This is a genomic window from Streptomyces sp. NBC_00691 (assembly GCF_036226665.1).
In the GTDB taxonomy this organism is placed as follows: Bacteria; Actinomycetota; Actinomycetes; order Streptomycetales; family Streptomycetaceae; genus Streptomyces.
In genome coordinates this window covers 6,577,347-6,597,417 of record NZ_CP109007.1, presented here as the reverse complement: position 1 = coordinate 6,597,417, position 20,071 = coordinate 6,577,347, and the positions used below count along the sequence as shown (strand labels likewise).

The following is a 20,071-nucleotide window of genomic DNA, read 5'->3' as shown; positions in this document are numbered from 1 at the left end:
CGCCCTCGTCTGTACGCGGCTGTATGCGCGAGCTCAGTCGGCCTTTTTCGCCCGACCGCGCGTCTTCTTCTCCGGGCGCCAGTTAGTGAGGTCCTCCGCCGAGAGCCCATGCTTGGCGCGCTGCTCGTCCAGGTACGCCTGGTACTCCTCGGACGGCGTGCCGCCCCATTCTTCGTCGTGCTCACCGTGCCACTGGTGGACCCAGGGCATCAGCTCCTGGATGCCTGCGATGAGCGGGGTGAGTCGCGGAGTGTCCCAGCCGGCCTGCTCGGTGCGGTCGTTGATCACGTTGACCAGCGCCTGCACCTGATCCTTGTGATCCCAGCCAGCCCAGCCGAGGAGGATGGTCGGGTCGGAGTCAGGCGACGCGCCCGGGTACGAGATGAACCGCTCCTTTGGCACGTCCAGCTTGCCGCGGTGGGACCAGTAGGACGTCTTGAGGAAGTCGGCGGAGGCGTACTTGGGCGGTACGGGGATGTCGAGCCGCTGCCCAGTCTTGTCCTCCTCGCGCTGAAGGTCCCAGACCTGTTCCCACTGCTCCCGCTTGCGCAGGCCGGAGTCCTTGTAGCGCATGGCGGCGAGGTACGGCACGTGCTCGCCGACGATCACGTCTGCGAGAACCGTCGCGAGGGTGGCGTCACGCTTTCCCATGTGATCGGCGGCGTACAGCTCGGCGACAGCCTGCACGTCGGCGTCCTGCCGGAGGGCGTCAGCAAGCTGGGAGACTGTGAGCGTCCGAGGCGCCCGGAACCCGTCCCGAAGGGCAAACCAGAGGTTCTCGTCCTCGCATCGGTCGAGCAGCCATGTGTGGAGAGCTTCCTTCTCCTTCTTCTCCCAGGGCTCAACGGCCCAACGGCGCTTGAACTCAGGACGTTCAATGAGAGCGATGTCCTTGTGGGAGTTGATGATGTCGATGCGGGCTTGCACAACGGCCCTGTACTCCTCGGGCCAGCGCGCGGGGATCTCCGTGATAGGCGTGGACCCATGTCGATCAAACCACGCGGACTCAACCTCGCCTGCGGCCACCTTACGAGCCAACACGATCTCAAAGGCCCTTTCACCAAGGGCGATTTCAGGAACGACGCCATTACCGGACAGCGTTACCCGTGCCACCTCATCTGGAACCAGGAGTCGATATGAGCCGTAAACCGTCCAGTCCAGTTCCTCCTGAAGCGCGATCATCCGGGCTCTGAGGCTGTTATATTCAGCACGAGTTGAGCTAATTTCGTCACGGGCGGGAACACAAGACTTGGCAAAAGCGGCCGGTTCCCGGCGGCCGACCTCTCGCCCGATAGAAACGATCGCCTCCCCCAGACCACTCGGCAAATCAACCGGAACCGGGAGCTGCTCAATCTGGCGACCATTAAAGGCAAACCAATGCTCCCATTGCTCATCAGAGATCCCACCCCCGATGCCACCATTACCTCGGTCAAAGCAAACCTGCTTCAACCAGAACGATGCCGTCGAGGAGTTCAGCAAACCTAGTAGCGAAAAATGCTCCTCAACTGCCGCATCCGGCCGAAGCTTAATCACTGGAGCGGTCTGCTTAAATACATTGCCGCCACGATCCAAGGCGAAATTCACATCAGTTGCAACGTAGGGGAAGGTGATCGACCATCTTGAGTCATAGGCAGAAGCCGTGTGCTGCTGATATTCCCACCACGCAATCCCCGCATCTTCTAGCCCCCCCTGAAACGTTCGACGAGCCAAAAGCGCAACCCGATACGGCCACAGCTCCGCCTCCAAGCCTTCTCCCGCCAAGACAGAATCATACGGGTACCAGATACCGACCTTCGGCACAGCACTCCAGTCCCGCACGCACTCTCCGACCATCAGCGGGCGGATTGCACTTCGAGAAGCACGAACCCTCAGCGTCGTGCGCAACGGGCGAATGAAAGCGTCATCCAGACCTGCCCGGATCGCACGACCGATCGGCTTTTCAATGACCGACGAAAGAGGCGAGTTCCCCTCACTCAAAAATTCGAAAACCTCTTCACCGACACCGCCGGTCAACGACCATGGATGCAAAGAAAGGCGGGATCGTTCGACGTCTACGACGGAAACCCATCTCGACTCACTTCCCGGGGAGGCCACTTGCGTCGAAATAGCCGACCACACAAGCCCCTGGGCGGGCTCCTCAGGCTGCTCTGGCTCCCCTTGATTCTTCTGCACGACTCTTACCGGGTTGGACATGAGACCCAGTTGATTCCTACCTACAAGGACTACGGTCGGCGTACCGTGCCCGGGAATGTAGGCCCCCGAAGTATCGATGACATGCGTTAGATCAACACGCGTAAAGAAGCTCTCAACTAGCGGCTTTCCGAAGTTCTGACGCATGAAAGAGTTCGACGTAATCTGACCGGTGAATCCACCAATCCGTTCATCACCGCTAGCGCGTACCGCCAACTCAAAGATCCGCTGGGCAAACGGAACGGACAACGCAAAGGTGCCTACGCAAGCACCATAAGATTTGCGGTAGTTTTCGTTCTCCCGCTTATCCTTCACCGTGATGTAGGGCGGGTTCCCCACCACCACGTGGTACGTCCCCCGACCCAGCAGATCCACCCGCCCCGCGTACTCCCGCACATCCTCCGTGCGATACGCGAACATCCCCTCGCCATCGCCCCCGAACAGCGTGTCCAGCGTCTCCGTCACGGACTCCGCCCCCCGCCCATGCAGCAGCGAGTCCCCCACCGCCACATTGATCGGAAACGCGGGCGCCGCACTCAACCGCCGCTCCCCGCACGCCTTCAAAGCGGCGACCAACAACCGGAACCGCGCAATCGCCACCGCGAACGGGTTTTTGTCGCACCCATGCACCGACTCCAGCGACCGCCGCACCAACTCCCAGTCGTCCGTGCCCGGCTCCGCCGCCCGCCACTTCTCCAACAGCCGCCCGAACATCCCCAGCAGAAAGTGGCCCGAGCCGCAGGCCGGGTCGATGCAGCGCAGGCCCCGCGCAATCGGGTCAGTCCCCTGCCAACCCTTCGGCGTGTGCTTCCACTCCGGGTCGAGGCCGAACTCCTCGACCGCCGGCTCCAGCGTCAGGTCGAGGATGAACTCCTCCACGAACTCCGGCGTCTGCAGCAGCGCATACGTCTTACGCGCGTGCTCGCTGAGGTCCTGGTACAGGTCTCCCAGGAATCGCGTGTCCAGCTCCTCGTCCGCAAACACATGAACGATCTCGCCGTCCGCGCCCCGCTCACGCCAGAACCCCAGCAGCCGCGTCGCCGCCTCATACGACGGGCTCAGCTCCCACAGCGGGTTGTGGCCCCGGTCGAAGAGTCCCGCCACCGCCTCGTGCGAGCCGGCCAGCGCCTCGAAGCCGGCGACCAGCCAGTCCCGGTCGTTCAGCTCCGGCCGCTCCCGGAAGAAGGCGGCCTGTCGGTCCTCCGCGTCCGCCAGCTGCTCCCCCGGACCCGCGATGTACGGGTCGGTGATGAGCCCGTTGTCCTCGCAGAAACGGACGAAGACCGTCGCGAGCACCCACCCCGCCGCTGCTTGCGTGACGCGTTCGTCCCGCCACGCTCCGTACGTGGCCGCCGTACGCTGGGCCTCTCGCGCCGCCGCGTACTCGCGCTCGAGGGCCACACGGAACTCGTCCTCCGAGTCCGTCCGCGCCCTGAGGTCGTCCTCCAGCGCGGTGACCTGCTTGCGCAGGTCCTTCAGCAGTGCGGCCTTGTCCACGAGGCGGCGCCTTTCTCTCCGTAACACACAACCCGTTCCAAACCTGCGGTCCGTCCATCCTGCCAGCTCAGGAGGAATGTCCGGGCCTGTCGTACTGCCGCCGTCAGCGGACCGCGCCGACCCTTTCCGGGCCGCCTTCGAGCCTGCCGCGCCGGTGGAGCTCGGCGATGTCCGCCGTGAGCGCCTCGCGGATGTCGCCGCCCATCCGGCGCCAGCCGAAGAAGTCGCAGACCTGCTTGATCAGCTCGTCCTCAGACATACCGGGGCATTCCACGGCAATCTCGTACAGGGCCAGTTGCCGCTCTGCCGGGGCGATGAGGGTCACCTTCCGCGGGGTGTCCCCTGGCTCCGGGCGCCGTGCCTTCAGCGCGTCCAGTCCGCCCCGGTCCTTCGCGTCGTAGAAATCGCCGTCCCGGGCGGCAGCCTCGGCGTTCACCAGGCTCCGCGCCACGAAGGTCACGTTGTCCCGGATGCGGCTCCCGGCCCGTCCCACGCCCCATGCCTCCCGCGCCCGCAGAACGAGCAGGTCCAGGTGGATCGGACCCTCAGCCTCGATGATCTGCATCAGCGCCTTGCGCAGGGCCGGCCGTGCCTCGGCCGTGTGCATCTCGTAGGCCGAGCTCACGGTCAGCCGGCTGGGGCGGTACGGAGCAGCCCACTCGCGCTCCACCCCCGTGTCCACGGGTACGCGCTCGTACTCGACCTCGACCTGCGGCTCCTCGACCGGAACGGTCACCACCCGCCCGCGGCCGTGGGCCGCCGCGCTGGCAGCCGTACCGACCCCGGCGTCCTGCACCGGCTTCGGCCCCGACGCTGCCAGGGGGCCCTGCTCGATCGCCTGCTCCACCGCCTCCCGCAGCCGCAGCTCCGCCGCGTTCCGTCCCCGGTACCAGTCCGTGCCCCAGATCCGGTAGAGCCGCCAGCCGAGCCCGTTGAGCACCTGCTCGCGCAGCCGGTCGCGGTCGCGCGCGGTCTTGGAGGAGTGGTACATCGCGCCGTCGCATTCGATGCCGAGGGCGTACGCGCCCGGCAGCTCGGGGTGGCGCAGGCCGAGGTCGATGCGGTAGCCGGCGACGCCGACCTGGGGCTGGACCTGGTAGCCCCAGCCCCGCAGCACCTCGAGCACGGACTCCTCGAAGGGGCTGTCGGGCTCGGCGTCCCCCTGGACGACGTCACGGGCGAGGACCGCGGGGCCCTGCTCGGCGTACTCCAGGTAGCGCTTCAGGTGCTGGACGCTCACGTTGGGGCTGTCCTTGAGCTGTGCGCCGCGGAAGGAGGAGACGACCTCCATGCGGTAGCGGGCACGGGTCACCGCCACGTTCAGGCGGCGCCAGCCGCCGCCCTTGTTGATGGGGCCGAAGTTCAGTCCGAGGGTGCCGTGCTCATCGGGGCCGTATCCGACGGACATGATCATCACGTCTCGCTCGTCACCCTGGACCGATTCGAGGTTCTTCACGAAGAAGCCGTCGAGGCGGTCCTCGGTGAAGCAGTGCTCGAGGTCGGGACGCGCGATGCGGGCCTGCTGGACGGCCAGGTCGATGGCCGAGGCCTGTGCCTGGGAGAGGGCGACGACGCCGAGTGTCCTGCCAGGGCGGGTGTCGAAGTGGTGCATGACCCGCTCGGCCACGAACTCCGCCTCGCTGCGGTTGTCCCGGCGGCCACCCATGTCGTACACGCCGTCCGCTTTGAGGAAGTCCACGCCGACGTCGTTGCCCTTGTCGAGCGAGCCAGGGAAGGTCACCATCGAGTTCGCGTAGAACTCGCGGTTGCTGAAGGTGATCAGGTCCTCGTGACGGCTGCGGTAGTGCCAGCGCAGCGACAGCTCCCGCATGGCCCCGGCCTTGCAGGCGTGCAGCAGGGACTCGAAGGAGTCGGGTACGTCCTCCGCGTACTCGTCCGACTCGTCCTCCACCGAGGAGTCGAAGAACGAGGTCGGCGGCAGCTGCTTGTCGTCGCCCGCGACGATCAGGCTGCGGCCCCGGTAGATGCAGTTGATCGCGTCGCTGGGGCGGACCTGGGACGCCTCGTCGAAGATGACGACGTCGAAGGCGAAGTCCGGAGGCAGGTGCTGGCTGACGGTGAGCGGGCTCATCATGAAGCACGGCTTGATCGACTGGACGACCTCGCGCGTGCGCCCCAACAGTTCGCGCACCGGCATATGCCGGGTCTTCTTCTCCGCCTCGCGCTTGATGACCGCGCTGCCGCCACCGCTGTGATTGCGCGGGCGACGTCTGTTGCACCGCTCGATCACCGCCCCGCCGGCAGCCGCGATGAGGCGGCGGTCCGCGGCGCGGAAGTCCGCCACCCGGGCGTCGAGGTCCTCAGAGCGGGTGGTGCGGAGCCGGTCGTCGCCGGCCAGGACCGCGTCGGCCCAGGAGCGGAGAACCGCTTGCTCGACTATGGCGGGCAGCTGCTTCGGGTCGATGCCGCGCTCGGCCGCGTTCGCGACGAGGTCGTCGGCATCGTGACGGGCGAGGACGGCGACACCGGCGCGGTATGCCTGCCATTCGTCCGGGCCGTGCGGATCGGCGAGGAGTACGTCGATCAGCTGCTGCGCCTGTTCGAAGCCGCCCAGCAGGGACGGGGAGAGCTGAGCGCTCCTGGCCGGGTCGAAGAGGCCGAGGAGTGCTGCCGCGGACGCGGACCAGCGTTCGGCGCGGCGGCTCGCCGTGGTGCACCACGTGGCCAGGGCGCTGCGTACGTTCGCGGCGAGCAGCGTCGGCAGCGGGTCGGTGTCGGAGCCGTCGGCCAGCTGGCTGATCAGTCGCTCGCGTCGGGCGACCCCGCCGCCCAGCTCGGCGATGCGGTCGGCGGTCTCCAGTGCCTGGGCGAGGTCCTCGACCTGCGACGCGGTGCGCGGTGTCCAGCGTGCGAGGAGGGTGGTGTGCTGATCGGCGAGACGCTGCAGCTCCTGCGTCGCGTGAAGCCAGCCGAGTGCGTGCTCGAGACGGCCGGGGAGTTTCTTGTCCCAGGTGCCGCTGTGCGTCAGTGCCGCCACCGCGGCCCGGTCGGCCTTGTACTGCGCCGAGAAGCGGGCCAGCAGTCCGCTGTGCTGGTCGGCGAATCGTGCCGCCAGTTCCGGCAGTTCGGTCGCGGTCAGCACCTGCTCGCCGAAGACGTCCTCCGCCGCTGCCCGTGCCTCGGCCTCGGCGGCCAGCGCCTGGCGCAGTTCCCGTGCGGCGCGGTGTGCCGTGCTCCGTATGCCGTCGTCGAACCATCCCGACGGCGGTCGATGGGACGCCTTCGTGAGATCCGCCAGCTCACAGAGCGCGAAGGCGGCCTCGGCTCCGTCCGGCTTCGGCACACCGAAGAGGTCCGCGAGCTGGGCGAGCTGGTCGGAGACGTCCTCGGGCAGACCTCCGTCCGCCGCACCGTCCTGCCCGGGGAGCCCGTCCCGCATTACGCGGACGGCCTGATGGAGTTCCCGTACCGAGGCGGGTTCGCCATGATGCGCGGCGAACGGGCGTCGGACGGCAGCGGCCCGTACGGCGCTCAGTGCGTCGGCTGCCTCGGAGAGCACGGGGGGTGCCGAGTTCCCGACCAGCCCCCGCCAGGGGAAGGAATCTCCTTCGGCGGCCGGTCGCCAGGCACGGCTGACGGCTTCGGCGGCGGAGACGAGTTCCTGCAGCGCGTAGGCGCTCAGTCCGTCGACCGTCCGGGCGTTCTGCCCGGACAGCGGAAGCTGCGGGGTGCCGGCCAGCTCCAGCTGGATCAAGCGGCCCAGGACGTCGTGGAGGCCGCGCTGCAGAGGCTCACGCGTCTGGTTCATCGCCGCCGCGTAGGCGGACAGCCCCTCGCGTAGCCGGCGTGCCTGCTTCAGCTCGTGCTCCGCCGCTCCCGTGGCCCGGGCCTCGGTGGTCAGCACCCGGGCGAGTTCGGTGGCCACCGCCTTCTTGCTCGTGTCGGCGCTGTGCAGTCCCATGACGAAGTCGCCGAGGCCCACGCTCCGCAGACGGTTGCGCACGACGTCCAGGGCCGCGGCCTTCTCACTGACGAACAGCACGCTGCGGCCCGCGTGCATGAGTGCGGCGATCATGTTGGTGATGGTCTGGCTCTTGCCCGTGCCGGGAGGACCGCTCACCACGAAGGAACGGCCGTCGAGCGCGGCCGCGATGCACTGCCGCTGGGAGGCGTCCGCGTCGAGGACGAGCGGTGTCTCCTCGGGCAACTGGACCTCGTCGATCCTGTCGAGCTCCGGAGGCTCGAAGCCGATCAGATCGTCCGGGAGACCGGCGGCAGGGCCGAGGGCGACGGCCTTCACCAACGGATGTCCGAGGATGCGCTCCTCGTTCTGCTGAAGGTCCTGATACATGGCCTCCCGGTGCGAGGCGAACAGGCCGAGCACCACTCGTTCGTCGACCTTCCAGCCTGCTTGGCCGGCCGCGGCCGAGCGAGCCGCAGAGACCACTGCGGAGAGGTCGGTGACGTCCGTGTCCGTGACGCGGCTCCAGTCGATTCCCTGCCGCTCGAGCTTCACCGCGAGGGCGGGATTGTGCATGCGGTCCTGGCCGTCGGCCGGATGAAGTCGGTAGCGACGGTCCTTGTCGCGGCGCAGCTCCACGGGTACCAGCAGCAGCGGCGCGGCACTGCTCTCCTCGGAGCCTGGCTCACGCCAGTCCAGCATGCCGACGCCCAGCCACAACACCCACAGACCGTAGTCGTTGAACGTCTGGCCGGATTTCTGGCGGAGTTGGTACAGGGCACTGTCGAGTGCAGCCTGAGTCGGCTTCTGCGTCACCACCCCGGTCTCAGAGCCTCCGGGCGGCGCTTTGATGCCGTCGCCCTCGGATCCCGCAGAGCCCGGCGCGACCGGGGCGAAGTCCCAGCCTTTGGCGAGTCCGTTCAGGAGCGTCGCGGCGCTGGGCGATGTGAACTCCAGTGTCGCCGTCTTCGTGTGGCGGAAGTTCAGCAACCGGTTGCGGCCGCCCAGGTCGAGCAGCGAGTGGCGCCAGCCTTCCAGCACGACCTTCAGCCGGTCGGCACCGGGATCGCTCGTCGCAGTACGCAGGGTCTGACGCTGTTGGGGCATACGAGGTGACCTCCTGAGCTGAACGCACAGGGGTGTCCACACTCACAGGCCCCCCTGGAGACACCTGCTTACCAGCCCGTCCCTCAGGACACGCCCGAGATCCACAACTCAGTATGAACCCGTTGTCGACCACACGCACCCTCAGCGCTCCTCGCCCGCGCTCTCCTCCTTGAGCCTCTTCAGGAACAACGAGTCGAGCCGCGTCCACTCGGTCGCGCGGTCGACGACTTCGACCGTGCGTCCGTCCAACGACGGTGTCTGCTTGGGGTCTTCCATCGGGCACAGCCACCACAGACCGTGCGGGAGCCGTGCAGGGCGCCGGGCGGCCCGCTGAAGGTCCACCAACAGGTCGTGTCCACCACCGTCGAAGTAACGTGCCAACAGGCTGGCGTTGTGGAAGAAGAGCACCGCCCTGGGGCCCGCTTCCTCGGCCAGCCTGGTGAACTGATCCGCCAACCGATCGGTGACCCGCTGGACGTATGAGCGCAGTCCGGGCTTCAGCTCGCCTCCGCTGGTGAAGGCGGCGTCCGCGCGCAGGACCTTGGTCCAGTCGGTCCCCAGTTCCACGGCGAGCGCCCGGAAGGCCGCGAGGAACTCGGCGTTGAAGTCCACCGCGGTCACGCCGAACTCCTCTGACAGAGCGACTGCCGTGCCCGGCAGGTCCGCGCCCTTGAGCGTGAGGGCCAGAAAGCCTCCTCGCTCGGCGGCTCCCGTCAGCTTGGCGCGCACGACGGCCTGCGGATCACGGCCCGCGGCCACCGCCGACCGTGCTTCCGCCACGAGCACGCTCGTGCGGGTGTAGGTGGAGCTGGTCCAGCGGGTCCCCTCGACCGCCGGGGGGAAGAAGCGCTTGCGGACGGCGTCGTACTCCAGCGGGAATCCCGCCTCGGCAAGCGCATCCTCGATCTCGATGTGCGTGGGGGCTTCCGAGAGAGGCAGGGAGGGGAAGCGTGCCTTGACCCGGGCGACGAGCTCACCGATGGAGAGGCCGACCTCGCGGCGGACACCGGCTACCGCCTGAGAGATGCGAATGGCGCGGGCGAGACCGAGCCCCTTGGGATAGATCTCCAGTCGCGGCGACGCGGAGGCATCCTGCGACACCACGGCCGCCAGCCCGACCAGGCGGGTGTCGGCCAGCGGGGTCATACCTTCAGGCGCGGGCACCTCCCGAAGGGTCCGTACGACCGTGGCACGGCCCGGCAGCGGGTCCTCCGCGGCCATCCGGTCGGCGGCCGCGCCGAGTGCCGCGGCATAGTCGGCCAGCTCCTGCGGAGTGGGATCGTCGGTGCCGGGCAGGGAGTCGAGCGCGAGCAGCACACGGGACCCCCGGCGCAGCACTTCGAGCCGCGGATCCTGCTCGTTGCCCCGCTGCAGTGCCTCGGCGTCCGCGGCCGCGCGGACTACGGCAAGTGCCTTCGCCAGCGTGCGCTCGGCGGTGTCGTCGCCGGCGCCATGGCGTACGCGAAGCTCGGCCGCGGCTTCCTGGACGGTCATCACGCGGCCCGCCTGGGCCAGGATCTGCACCAGCTCGTCCCGGACGTGCGTGATCCAGCCGGTGGTGGACCATTCCTCGATCGCCGCGACATGGTGCCGCGACACGGTGGGCTGGCTGCTGCCGAGATGCTTGGCGATCAGCGTCTGCGGCGGCCAGGGGCCGAGGGGAGAGAGGTCACCTCCTTCCTCCTTGGTGCGAGGCAGCCCCAGAGTCAGGCGTACGACGTCCGGACGCAGGTTGCCCTTCCGTGCGGGGGTCGGAGTGAGTCTGGCTGCCAGAGAGTCGACCGACTCGTTGGCAACCAGTCGCGCTTCGTCCTGGGGCGCGGAGGTCAGGGCGTCGGAAAGGGCTGACTCCAGCGCACTCGGGGGACGCTCCGACGCCGCAGTAGGGCGCTTGAGCATCGCGGTCCACTGCTTGTGGCGCCGGTTCAGTTCTCTGCGGACGAGTGTGCCGGCGCCTCGCGCCCGGGCGATGGTGTGCGGGGGCACGTCGAGGAGTTCACCGACTGTCACCGCGCCCAGTCCGTTGGCGACGGAGACAGCTCGCGGGGAGAGTCCAGCCGCGTCCAGGGCCGTGGTCGACTCTGCTGCCGCCGCTGCGGTCTCGCGTGCTTCTTCCGTGCTCGCCGTCAGGGCGCCCACGGTGGCAGGAGTGGTGACCGGCTTCGCGGAGTCGGCGGTACGGAAGATCTGCCGCCAGGCGTCCTCCATCTGCTTGAACGTGTCGAAGCGTCGGTCGACGTCACGGTGCAGGGCGCGGTGGAAGAACGCGGTGAGCCCGTCACGGAGCCCGGGCTCGAACAGCTCGGCGGCGACGAACAGTTCCACGTCCTCGCTCACTCGAGGGTCGCTCTGTCCGTCTCCCCACACGGGCCGTTCACCGGAGGCCATCTCGTGCAGCGTCACGGCCGCCGCGTACCGCTCCGCATGGTCGTCGTAGAGCGAGCGTCGCGCGCTGCCGAGGAACGGGTCGAGGTAGCCGCGCGTTCCGGCGGTGATGTCTCGTTCGGACGCGTCGGCCAGCGAGAAGTCGAACAGCAGCAGCTCCCACGAGCCGTCGTCGCGCTTGTGCAGGCCCAGGTTGTCCGGCTTGATGTCGCGGTGCCGCACGCCCTTGGCGGCAAGCTGATCGAGCGCGATGAACAGGTCGTTGCCGTACCGCTCCAACTGATCGTAGGTGAGTCGCCCTTCGCCACGGAGTCGCGCGCCCAGGGAGGTCTCCCCCGCGTACTCGAGTTCCAGAACGGTATGGCCGGCGATCTCCCTCGGCTCCTCGAGCAGCCGGATGATCCGGCCCCCGCCCACCGTCTTGAGGGCGGTCGCCTCCGCGTAAAGTCGTGCGTCCTTGTCCTGGTCGAGCGCGACCTTGAAGACCCGCTCCACGACGACGGTCTTGTCATCGGGCCCGACAGGCTCCTCGACCACCCGCTCGACCAGCAGTGCCCGTGCGGTGGCGCCGGTCCCGAGGACCCGCTTCACCGTCCAGATCCCGTCCACGGGCTGGCCGGGGAGCGCCGTCAGAGGATCGGTCTCCACCGTCGCGGGTTGGTCCGGGGTCGCGGCCTGTTGCTCGGCCTCGTCGAGAAGGTCGAGAAAGCGGTCGGCTCCGGGCAGCCGGTCCACGACCTCGGCGCGGGTGGCCCGGTAGATCAGGGTGTCAAGACTGTCCGAGAGGCCGTCGGCCACGGCATAGGGGTGCAGCCCGCCCTCGGCTGAGAGCCTTTCGATGAGGGCACTGCGCTGAGGGGCGGGCGCCTCCCCCGTGAGGATCAGGTAGGAGAGGGCGCCGAGCCCGAAGAGGTCCAGATCGACAGGGTCGGCGAACTCCTGGTCTGTTTCCGGGGCCAGGTAGACCTGGGCGGAGTCCTCGATCAGCCCTCCGTCGAGCGGTGTGTCTCCGATCGAACGCATCGACGTGGTCTCGAAGTCACGGGCGGCGGTCTGCCAGTCGGTGATGCGTACGGCAGGATCGGAGCCGTCCTCCTTGGCCGAGACGTATACCGAGCGTGCCGACAGGGCCCGGTGGTAGAGCGACCGATTGTGCGCGTAGCGGAGGGCTTCGGCCAGCTGGCGCACAAGGTCGAGTCGGACCTCAGGGGTGAGCTTGCCGCCGTATGCCGCCAGGTAGGCGTCGAGACGCAGATCCGAATGGCGATGCCGGAACAGAATCGCCGGGCCGCCTTGATGCTGGTGGATCTGGGCGGCCTGGGCGATGCCCCGGTGGGTGATGCCCTGCAGTACCTGGTACTCGCGGCGGGCAGCTCGATCCGCGGCCCGCCGGGCAGCCTCGCCGGCCATCTGCTCGACGAGGTATATCCGTACCCGGCCCTCCTCTTGCACAAGACCGTCGACGCGGATCGCGAGACGGTCCTCCCAGCCGGGACCGGCGTCGAGTACACGCGGCTCGAGTTTCCAGTCGTCGCCGAAACGCAAATGGGCGGTGGAGTGGCTGATGCCGATCTTCTGCATCAGCTGCTCGAGCAGCTGCGAGGACTGCGGGGTGATGCGCCAGCTCTCCCGCTCCGGCGGCTTGCCGAGCAGGTCGTCCCAGATCCTTCCCAGGCCGCTCGCACCGTCGTTGCGACCGTAGACGTTGATCCGCTGGAACTCGTCGAGCTCGCTGACCAGACCGGAGTCGTGGAGGAAGACCGCGGGTTTGATGAAGGGGACGCGGCGCGGGTCGACACCCATCGACCGAGCCGCTCGCTCCAACTGGCCCTTCAGCTCCTTGCATTTGAGATCAGTCAGATGCAGGGGGTTCTTCAGGGTGCGCACCCTGTCTGCATGAAACTGCCAGGTGTCTCCGTGATTGACGACGCGGCCGGGATGTCCCTTGAGCTCGAGGAGATAGAGACCTCCGGGGGCGGCGATGAAGAGGTCACACTCGTTGGTGCGCCCGGAGGCCGCGGTGAAGGAGAACGTGGCCCAGGCTCGATACGGCTCGGTCGACGGCATCAACTGCCGGATGTGGTCGAGCCCTTCCTGTTCCCAGGTGTGAGCGGACCGGCGGGGCTGGAACCAACGCTCTTTGCGCGGCATCCCTGGCTTGGGTGTCGCCGGAGTACCAGCTGCCGTCACGGTCCGACCTCCGCGGTGATTCAGTACGCCATGAGGCGCAAGGCTGCAGGTCACAGACCTTACCCGAGGCAGCCGGTTTGCGAGCGGCTCACTCCCCGAAGCCTATGGCCATGAGTATTACGGGGCGTGCTAGCATCCTGGGCTATTTACGGACCCCGCCGGGCTGTCGAAGTCGGACCACGCCCCCACCGCAGGGAGAGCACGCATGCCTGCACGTCGAGTCGTAGCCGCTCCCACCCCGGGGCCTGTCTCGTCCCACCTCCGCTGCCTGCAGGGCCGTACCCATGAAGGCACAGCACCGCACGGCACCCCTCGCGCCTGAAGCGTCGCCCGCATCAGCCAGAGCGCTGCCGGCACCGTTTCCGAGTGCCGGGGAAACGATTCCCTTTCGTCTCGATTTCAGTACCCCGACGCAAGGGCGCGAGACCTCGTGGAGAACCGCACCACGACAGTTCCGGCAGACACCCCCGCCCGTCTGCGGAGTCCCGGACGCCCCGTGCGCGACCTCGCGCCACGTTTCCTCATCGCCGCGCTTAGGAGCCCCGACCTTGATTCGTGATTCAGTCGCCAACGCCGCAGCTCAGGGACTGAACGGCATGCTGTCCCAGCGACTGGTGGAACAGTTCACGCACGATCACGGTCACAAACCGAACACGGCCGAGGTCAAGTCGTGGGAACGCAGCCTGCCCGCCCTGATGAGTGTCCTGCTCGAAGCGGGGCTGCAGGAGGTGACCGTGCTCCTGGAGTACGGGCTGCCGCTGACCAGTAAGCGCGCCGACGCGGTGCTGGCCGGCGTTCACCCGGGATCCGGCGAACCGTCCTACGTCGTCATAGAACTCAAGCAATGGAGTCAGGCGACACCGGAGGACGGGGAGCCGTCGTTGTGTCGGGTCGACGCCTCCACCCGGCCGATGCTCAACCCCATCGCGCAGGTGCGGGGTTACTGCGACTACCTCGCCTCGTTCAACGGAGCCCTCGCGGAGAGGCCCGAGCGAATCGCGGGAGCGGCATACCTGCATAACGCCACGGATTTCGGCATCGCAGGGCTCTCTGAGATCGGCGAATCCGAGCGGGGGAGGCTGTACAGCGAGCAGCGTCGGGGCGCCTTCATCGCCTTCCTCCAGTCACGGCTCGCACCCGTGAGCGGCGCTGCCGCCGCCGACGAGCTACTGGCCGGCAAGACCGCCCCCTCGAAGCAACTCATGGCCGTCGCCGCCCAAGAGGTGCGCGAAAGGGAGCAGTTCGTACTTCTGGACGAACAGCGCGTTGCCTACGAGACCGTGATGCGCGCGGTGCGTCATGCCGCGCAGGCGGACCGCAAGAACGTCGTCGTGGTCACCGGCGGCCCAGGAACGGGCAAGAGCGTCATCGCCCTGTCGCTGCTGGGCGAGCTGTACCGACAGGGGCGGCCGACTCTCCACGCGACGGGATCCCAGTCCTTCACGAAGACGATGCGCAGGGTGGCCGGGACGCGCAAGCGTGAAGTGCAGGACCTCTTCAAGTACTTCAACAGTTTCATGACCGCCGAGAAGAACGCGCTCGACGTCATCCTCTGCGACGAAGCCCATCGCATGCGCAGAACCTCGGCGAATCGATACACCCCGGCGAGCCAGCGCAGTGACCGACCGCAGGTGGAGGAACTCATCGACGCCGCTCACGTTCCGGTCTTCCTCCTCGACGAGCACCAGATCGTACGGCCGGGCGAGATGGGCAACGTCGACCAGATCCGGGCGGCCGCCGCGGCCAAGGGCCTCGACTGCACGGTCGTCTCCCTCGACAGCCAGTTCCGGTGCGGCGGCAGCGACGCCTACCTCCGCTGGGTGCTGCGCCTCCTCGGGCTGTCGCCCGGCGGCCCCGTGGTGTGGGACCCGGACGACAAGATGGAGCTCAGGGTGGCCGGGACTCCTGACGAGATGGAGGCCTTTCTCGACAGCAAGCGGGCTCAGGGCCACAGTGCGCGCATGTCGGCCGGGTACTGCTGGAAGTGGACGAAGGAGACCTCCCCCGGTCAGGCTCTCCCAGCCGACGTCGTGATCGGCCGCTGGGCCCGTCCGTGGAACGTCTTCGGCGATCGCGCGATCGCCGGCGCGCCGCCGTCGGCGCTCTGGGCCACCGACCCCGCCGGCTTCGGTCAGATCGGCTGCGTCTACACGGCTCAGGGGTTCGAGTACGACTGGAGCGGGGTCATACTCGGTCCCGATCTCATCTGGCGGGAAGGGACGTGGGTGACGGACCGGACGCGGTCGAAGGACCCCGTCTTCAGCCGGTCGACCCCTGACGACGAGGTCGATCGCCTCATCCGCAACACGTACAAGGTCCTGCTGACTCGGGGCATGATCGGGACGGTGCTCTACTCCACGGATGAACAGACGAGGGAGAAATTGCGCGAGCTCGTCCCCGGCTGAGAGCTGCCGCAGGACACTCCACGTAGCCGCAACCGAGCAGGTCGGATGACCTGCTCGGCGCGCCACAAGCCCCGCCCCCGGTGAACGCACGGCTCCGGGGGCGGGGCCCTGTCGTGGCACAGGCGACGTGACGCAACCGAGATATGCAGCTACCTAGCGGTAACAAGCCGGTGGGTGACAGATTCCGCCATGCCACCGGCCGGCGGCTGTCCCCCACGTCACTGCGTACCGCAGGAGCACAGCCATGCCTTCGTCCCCCCACCGTGCGCTGCGCGCACTCCTGGCACTGTGTACCGCCGCCGGGCTCGCCTCCGTCGCCGCCCCCTCCGCCCACGCCTCCCCCGGCACGGGCCCCACCGCCGTCGTCGCCATGGGCGACAGCTACATCTCCGGGGAGGCAGGCCGCTGGCTCGGCAACAGCCTCACCAATTCCGGCAGCCGTAACGGCACCGACCGGGCCTGGACGGGCAGTGGTTACGACCCGTCCCGGGTGTACGGCAGCACCGCGGGCGGCTGCCACCGCTCGGACACCGCCGAGGTGCGCAGCGCGGGACCGCTCGCGAGCAGCCTGATCAACCTGGCCTGCTCGGGGGCGACGACCGACAACGTCTTCCGTGCCGCGCAGGGCGGGCAGTCCTACAAGGGCGAGGCCCCGCAGGCCGACCAGCTCGCGGCCGTCGCGGCCTCGCACGACGTGGAGCTGATCGCCCTCTCCATCGGCGGCAACGACCTCGGCTTCGCCGACATCATCGCCACCTGCGCCAAGGACTACATCGTCTGGTACTCGTACTGCCACGACGACCAGCAGGCCGAGGTCGACGCCCGGATCGACGGCGTGATGGCGGACGTCGGCCGCTCGGTCGACGAGATCCGCGCCGTGATGACGGGCGCCGGATACGCCTCCTCCGACTACCGGATCGTCCTCCAGTCGTACCCCTCTCCCATTCCCCGCGCCGCCGAGAACCGGTACGGCGAGAGCGGCTGGACCCGTACGAACACCGGCGGCTGCCCCTTCTGGAACGCCGACGCCGACTGGGCCCGCGACTCCCTCGTCCCGCAGCTCGCCGACCGTCTCAAGGGCGTCGCGGCCGCCAAGGGCGTGCAGTTCATGGACCTGCGGGACGCGCTGCAGGGGCGGGAGGTGTGCGCCAGGGCGAGCCGTCAGGTGACGTCCACGGCACCGGCGTCGGGCGCGGCGAGCGAGTGGGCGCGCTGGATCGACAGCCAGAGCACGCAGGGGCTCGTCCAGGAGTCCATGCACCCCAACGCCTACGGCCAGCAGGCCCTCGGTCGCTGCCTGGCCCTGGTCCACGCCCGCCCGACGGGCAACCACAGCTGCCGGAACACGGCGGGGTCGGGACCGTCGGCGATGTACCTCACGGCCGGATAGCGGCCGAGCGGGACAGGGGCTGCGGCCGCCTAGGGCGCCAGGCCGAGCGGGCCGAGGACCCGCTCGGCCTCGTGCCGGTCCGCCGCCCGCATCGCCCGGACCAGGGCGGCGGAACCCCCGGGCCAGGCGGAGGCCGCCGCGTCGAAGGCGGCACGGCGGGACTCCAGGGGCCCCTTCTTGGCGGGGAGCGCGTCGAGCACGAACAGCGCCCGCGCCGAGATGCCCACCTGGATCAGGTCGGAGGGCTCTCCCCGCGCGCGGAGCGCCTGATGGGCGTACGCGCCGACCACCGGGTCGCGGAGGGCGCCGCGCAGGGCATCGGGCGGGGCGGCGGCGGTGTCGAGGACGGCGAAGAGCCCGCGGACGGCGGCGGCGTCGGGGGTGCCGGCGTGGACGGTGCCGAGGGCGGCCAGCAGCCCCGACCAGGCGTCGGCGGTGTCCCCGCGCGCGTGGAGCCAGTCAGCGAGCACCCGCGAGGCCACCCAGGTGGGCCAGCCGCCGGCGGCGGTCACCGCCTCGGAGGCGGACCAGGCCCGGGCTTCGGCGGCGTCGGGGGCGGCGATCCCGCGTACCCCGAGGAGATAGCGGACCACTCCGGCCCCGCGAGGGGTGAGCCCGAAGGCGTCGCCGGAGCGGAAGACCAGGCCGGTGGAGGCGAGTCGGTCGAGGACGGCGGCGAGGTCGCGCGCGGGGCCCTCCAACCGGGCCCGGTCGGTCTCGGTCAGGTCGGTCGTGCCGAGGAGCCGTTCCAGCTCGGTGACGGGCGGAACGAGGTGCGAGGGGTGGAACGCCCCCTCCGGCACCTCCGCCGGTACGGCCACGGGCAGGTCCTCCACGGCCGGATCGACCGCCCAGTCCTCGTACTCGGCGGCCTTGCGGGAGACGGACTCGGCCGCGCAGCCGCGCCGGTAGACCACGTACAGCAGATGCGGAGCCTCACCCCCGTAGGGCTCGAACTCCTCCTCGGACAGCTCCTCGACGGCGGCGATGAGGGTGTCGGCGTCCTCCTCGACCGGTCCCGCCTCGACCGCGGGCGGCGGGGGTACGGGCACGGCGATGTCGCCGTAGTGGTCCAGGTGCTCGTCGAGCAGCGCGTCGGCCAGGACGAGGTGGGGGAACTCGTCGGGCCCGGGCGCGAAGCGGGCGTACGGCCCGGCGAGCTGCTCGGCGAGGCCGGCGGCGGTCCACCGGTCCTGGAGCGCTGCCGCCACCTGCCCGATGCCGGTCGCGACGGCGTGGTCGGTGAGCAGCGGCCCGGCGGCGGGCGGCGCTTCGGCGTCCCGTACGTACGCGCGCGTGAGGGCCTCGGCGAGCAGGACGTCGGCGAGGGCCGTACGCCCCATGAGGTCGGCCCGGTGCACCCCGTCGGGCAGCGGTGCCCCGTCGAGGGCGGCGAGCCGGCGCCGTACGTCCTCGGGGTCGGCGAGGTCGGCGCCGCAGGAGCGCAGGAGCGAGGCGTACCACCGGTGCCAGGTCAGGTTCCCCGGGTCGGTCATCGCCCGCTCGAAGTCACCGGCGGCCTCCCTGACGGCCACGGCGACCCGCTCGCCCCGGTCCCCGTCGAACCGCGCGGCGAGCCGGCCGACGACGGCGGGATAGACGGCGAGCGCGCCGGGCGGCGCGTAGACGAAGGTCGGCAGGTCCTCGACGAGCAGCTGGCGTACGAGTCCGGGTGTCGGCTCGGGCACCCCTGACTCCCGGTCGGCCCCCCGGAGGGCGAGGAGACCCAGCACCGCCTCGGCGGCACGCACGAAATCGGGATCGCGGCGCTCGGGTGCTCCGTCGAGGAAGCTGTCGAGCCCGGTGTTGGTGAGTACGGTCTCGGCCACGCTTCCCAGGGTAGTTCGGAGGGGGACGAATCGGACGTACGACGCAGGGGGCGGGGGCGGGGAATCGCTCGCGTCACAGGCGCCGGGCCGGTCGGCGGCGTCGGCACCCGGCAAGTGGTACGGCCGGTGGCGCGGCTGCTGGTGCGGTCAGCGCACCACCACCGTCCGGGGGGCCGAGAAGTCGCCCCAGGTGCCGTCCGGGAGTTGGGCGCGGAGGGTGACGGTGTAGCGGGTGCCCGGCGGATCCTGGACCGGGAAGGTGTAGCTGACGCGGCCGGGCGGTGGAGCGGTGCCCCAGATGACGGTGGTGGCGAACCTGCCGTCGAGGTGGAGTTCATGGTGGGTCACCGGGGCGCCCGTGTCCGGTGGGGTCCAGGTGACGGTGATCTCGCCTTTCGCCGCGGTCGCGGTGAGGCGGGTGGGGGCGGTGTTCGCGGGCGCGCCCGGGGACGGGGCCGTGGTGAGGTCGGCGGGGGCGCTGTCCGGGGAGGAGTTCTCGGCGGCGTCGCGGGCGCGGACGGTGAACGCGTAGGCGGTGCCGGGGCGCAGCCCGGTGACGTGGGCGGTGGTGGCGGTGCCGGGCACGGTGTGGATGCGGGTGTCGGCCTGGTAGACGTCGTACGCGGTGACTCGGGTGTCGTCGGTGGACGCCGACCAGCGGAGGGTCACGGCGCGGCTGCCGTCGGGGGTGGCGCGGAGCGCGGCCGGCGTGGTGGGGGGCCTGCGGTCCTCGGCGGCGGCACGGAAGGTGGTCGCGGTGACGGTGGCGCTGGGGCGCGAGACGTTTCCGGCGGCGTCGCGGGCCCGGACGGTGAAGCGGTGGAGGGTGGCGGGGGCGAGGCCGACCACGTCGGTCATCAGAGTGGTCGCGGGAAGGTCCTTGATCCTGCGGCCCTCGCTGTAGACCGTGTAGCCGGTGACGGCCCGGTCGTCGGTGGCCGCGCTCCACATCACATGGACCGTGCTGGCGCTGCCCGCCGTCGCGGTGACGCCGGAGGGGACGGTGGGGGCGCGGGTGTCCTTGGCCTCGGGAACGGCGGCGCCCGAGCACCCGGCGAGGGTGAGCGTCAGCGTGAGGGCAGTCAACAGGCTTGCGGCGAGCGGGCGTTGCACGGGCCGGCCTCCGTCCGTCGGAAAGGTCCAGACCTATATCGCA

At 69.4% G+C, this 20,071-nt stretch carries 7 protein-coding genes; 2 read left to right on the top strand and 5 right to left on the bottom strand.

Annotated elements, in window-relative coordinates:
- Positions 1-33 precede the first annotated feature (33 nt).
- The 3 genes from pglX to pglW all read right to left on the bottom strand — a co-directional run bounded on the left by pglX (position 34) and on the right by pglW (position 13,252).
- Complete coding sequence (gene pglX, locus OG392_RS29720; RefSeq protein WP_329284485.1) at positions 34-3,687, bottom strand: BREX-2 system adenine-specific DNA-methyltransferase PglX; 3,654 nt, start codon at positions 3,685-3,687, stop codon at positions 34-36.
- A gap of 103 nt (positions 3,688-3,790) precedes the next feature.
- Complete coding sequence (locus OG392_RS29715; RefSeq protein WP_329284482.1) at positions 3,791-8,716, bottom strand: DUF3320 domain-containing protein; 4,926 nt, start codon at positions 8,714-8,716, stop codon at positions 3,791-3,793.
- Positions 8,717-8,857: 141 nt separating this feature from the next.
- Positions 8,858-13,252 (bottom strand): BREX system serine/threonine kinase PglW, encoded by a 4,395-nt coding sequence (pglW, locus tag OG392_RS29710; RefSeq protein ID WP_329284479.1) that lies wholly within the window; start codon positions 13,250-13,252, stop codon positions 8,858-8,860.
- Between the two features lie 635 nt (positions 13,253-13,887).
- Here pglW and OG392_RS29705 point away from each other — a divergent pair.
- Both OG392_RS29705 and OG392_RS29700 read left to right on the top strand, forming a co-directional pair.
- The gene (locus OG392_RS29705) at positions 13,888-15,696 is read left to right on the top strand and encodes a DUF2075 domain-containing protein (protein ID WP_329287536.1); all 1,809 of its coding nucleotides are present in this window, start codon (positions 13,888-13,890) and stop codon (positions 15,694-15,696) included.
- Between the two features lie 244 nt (positions 15,697-15,940).
- Positions 15,941-17,086 (top strand): GDSL-type esterase/lipase family protein, encoded by a 1,146-nt coding sequence (locus tag OG392_RS29700; RefSeq protein WP_329284477.1) that lies wholly within the window; start codon positions 15,941-15,943, stop codon positions 17,084-17,086.
- A gap of 29 nt (positions 17,087-17,115) precedes the next feature.
- Here the strand turns inward: OG392_RS29700 and OG392_RS29695 are convergent, their stop codons facing one another.
- Both OG392_RS29695 and OG392_RS29690 read right to left on the bottom strand, forming a co-directional pair.
- Complete coding sequence (locus OG392_RS29695) at positions 17,116-18,915, bottom strand: hypothetical protein (RefSeq protein ID WP_329284475.1); 1,800 nt, start codon at positions 18,913-18,915, stop codon at positions 17,116-17,118.
- A gap of 147 nt (positions 18,916-19,062) precedes the next feature.
- Positions 19,063-20,028: a fibronectin type III domain-containing protein gene (locus OG392_RS29690; protein ID WP_329284474.1), complete on the bottom strand. Its 966-nt coding sequence runs from the start codon at positions 20,026-20,028 to the stop codon at positions 19,063-19,065.
- Between the last annotated feature and the right edge of the window lie 43 nt (positions 20,029-20,071).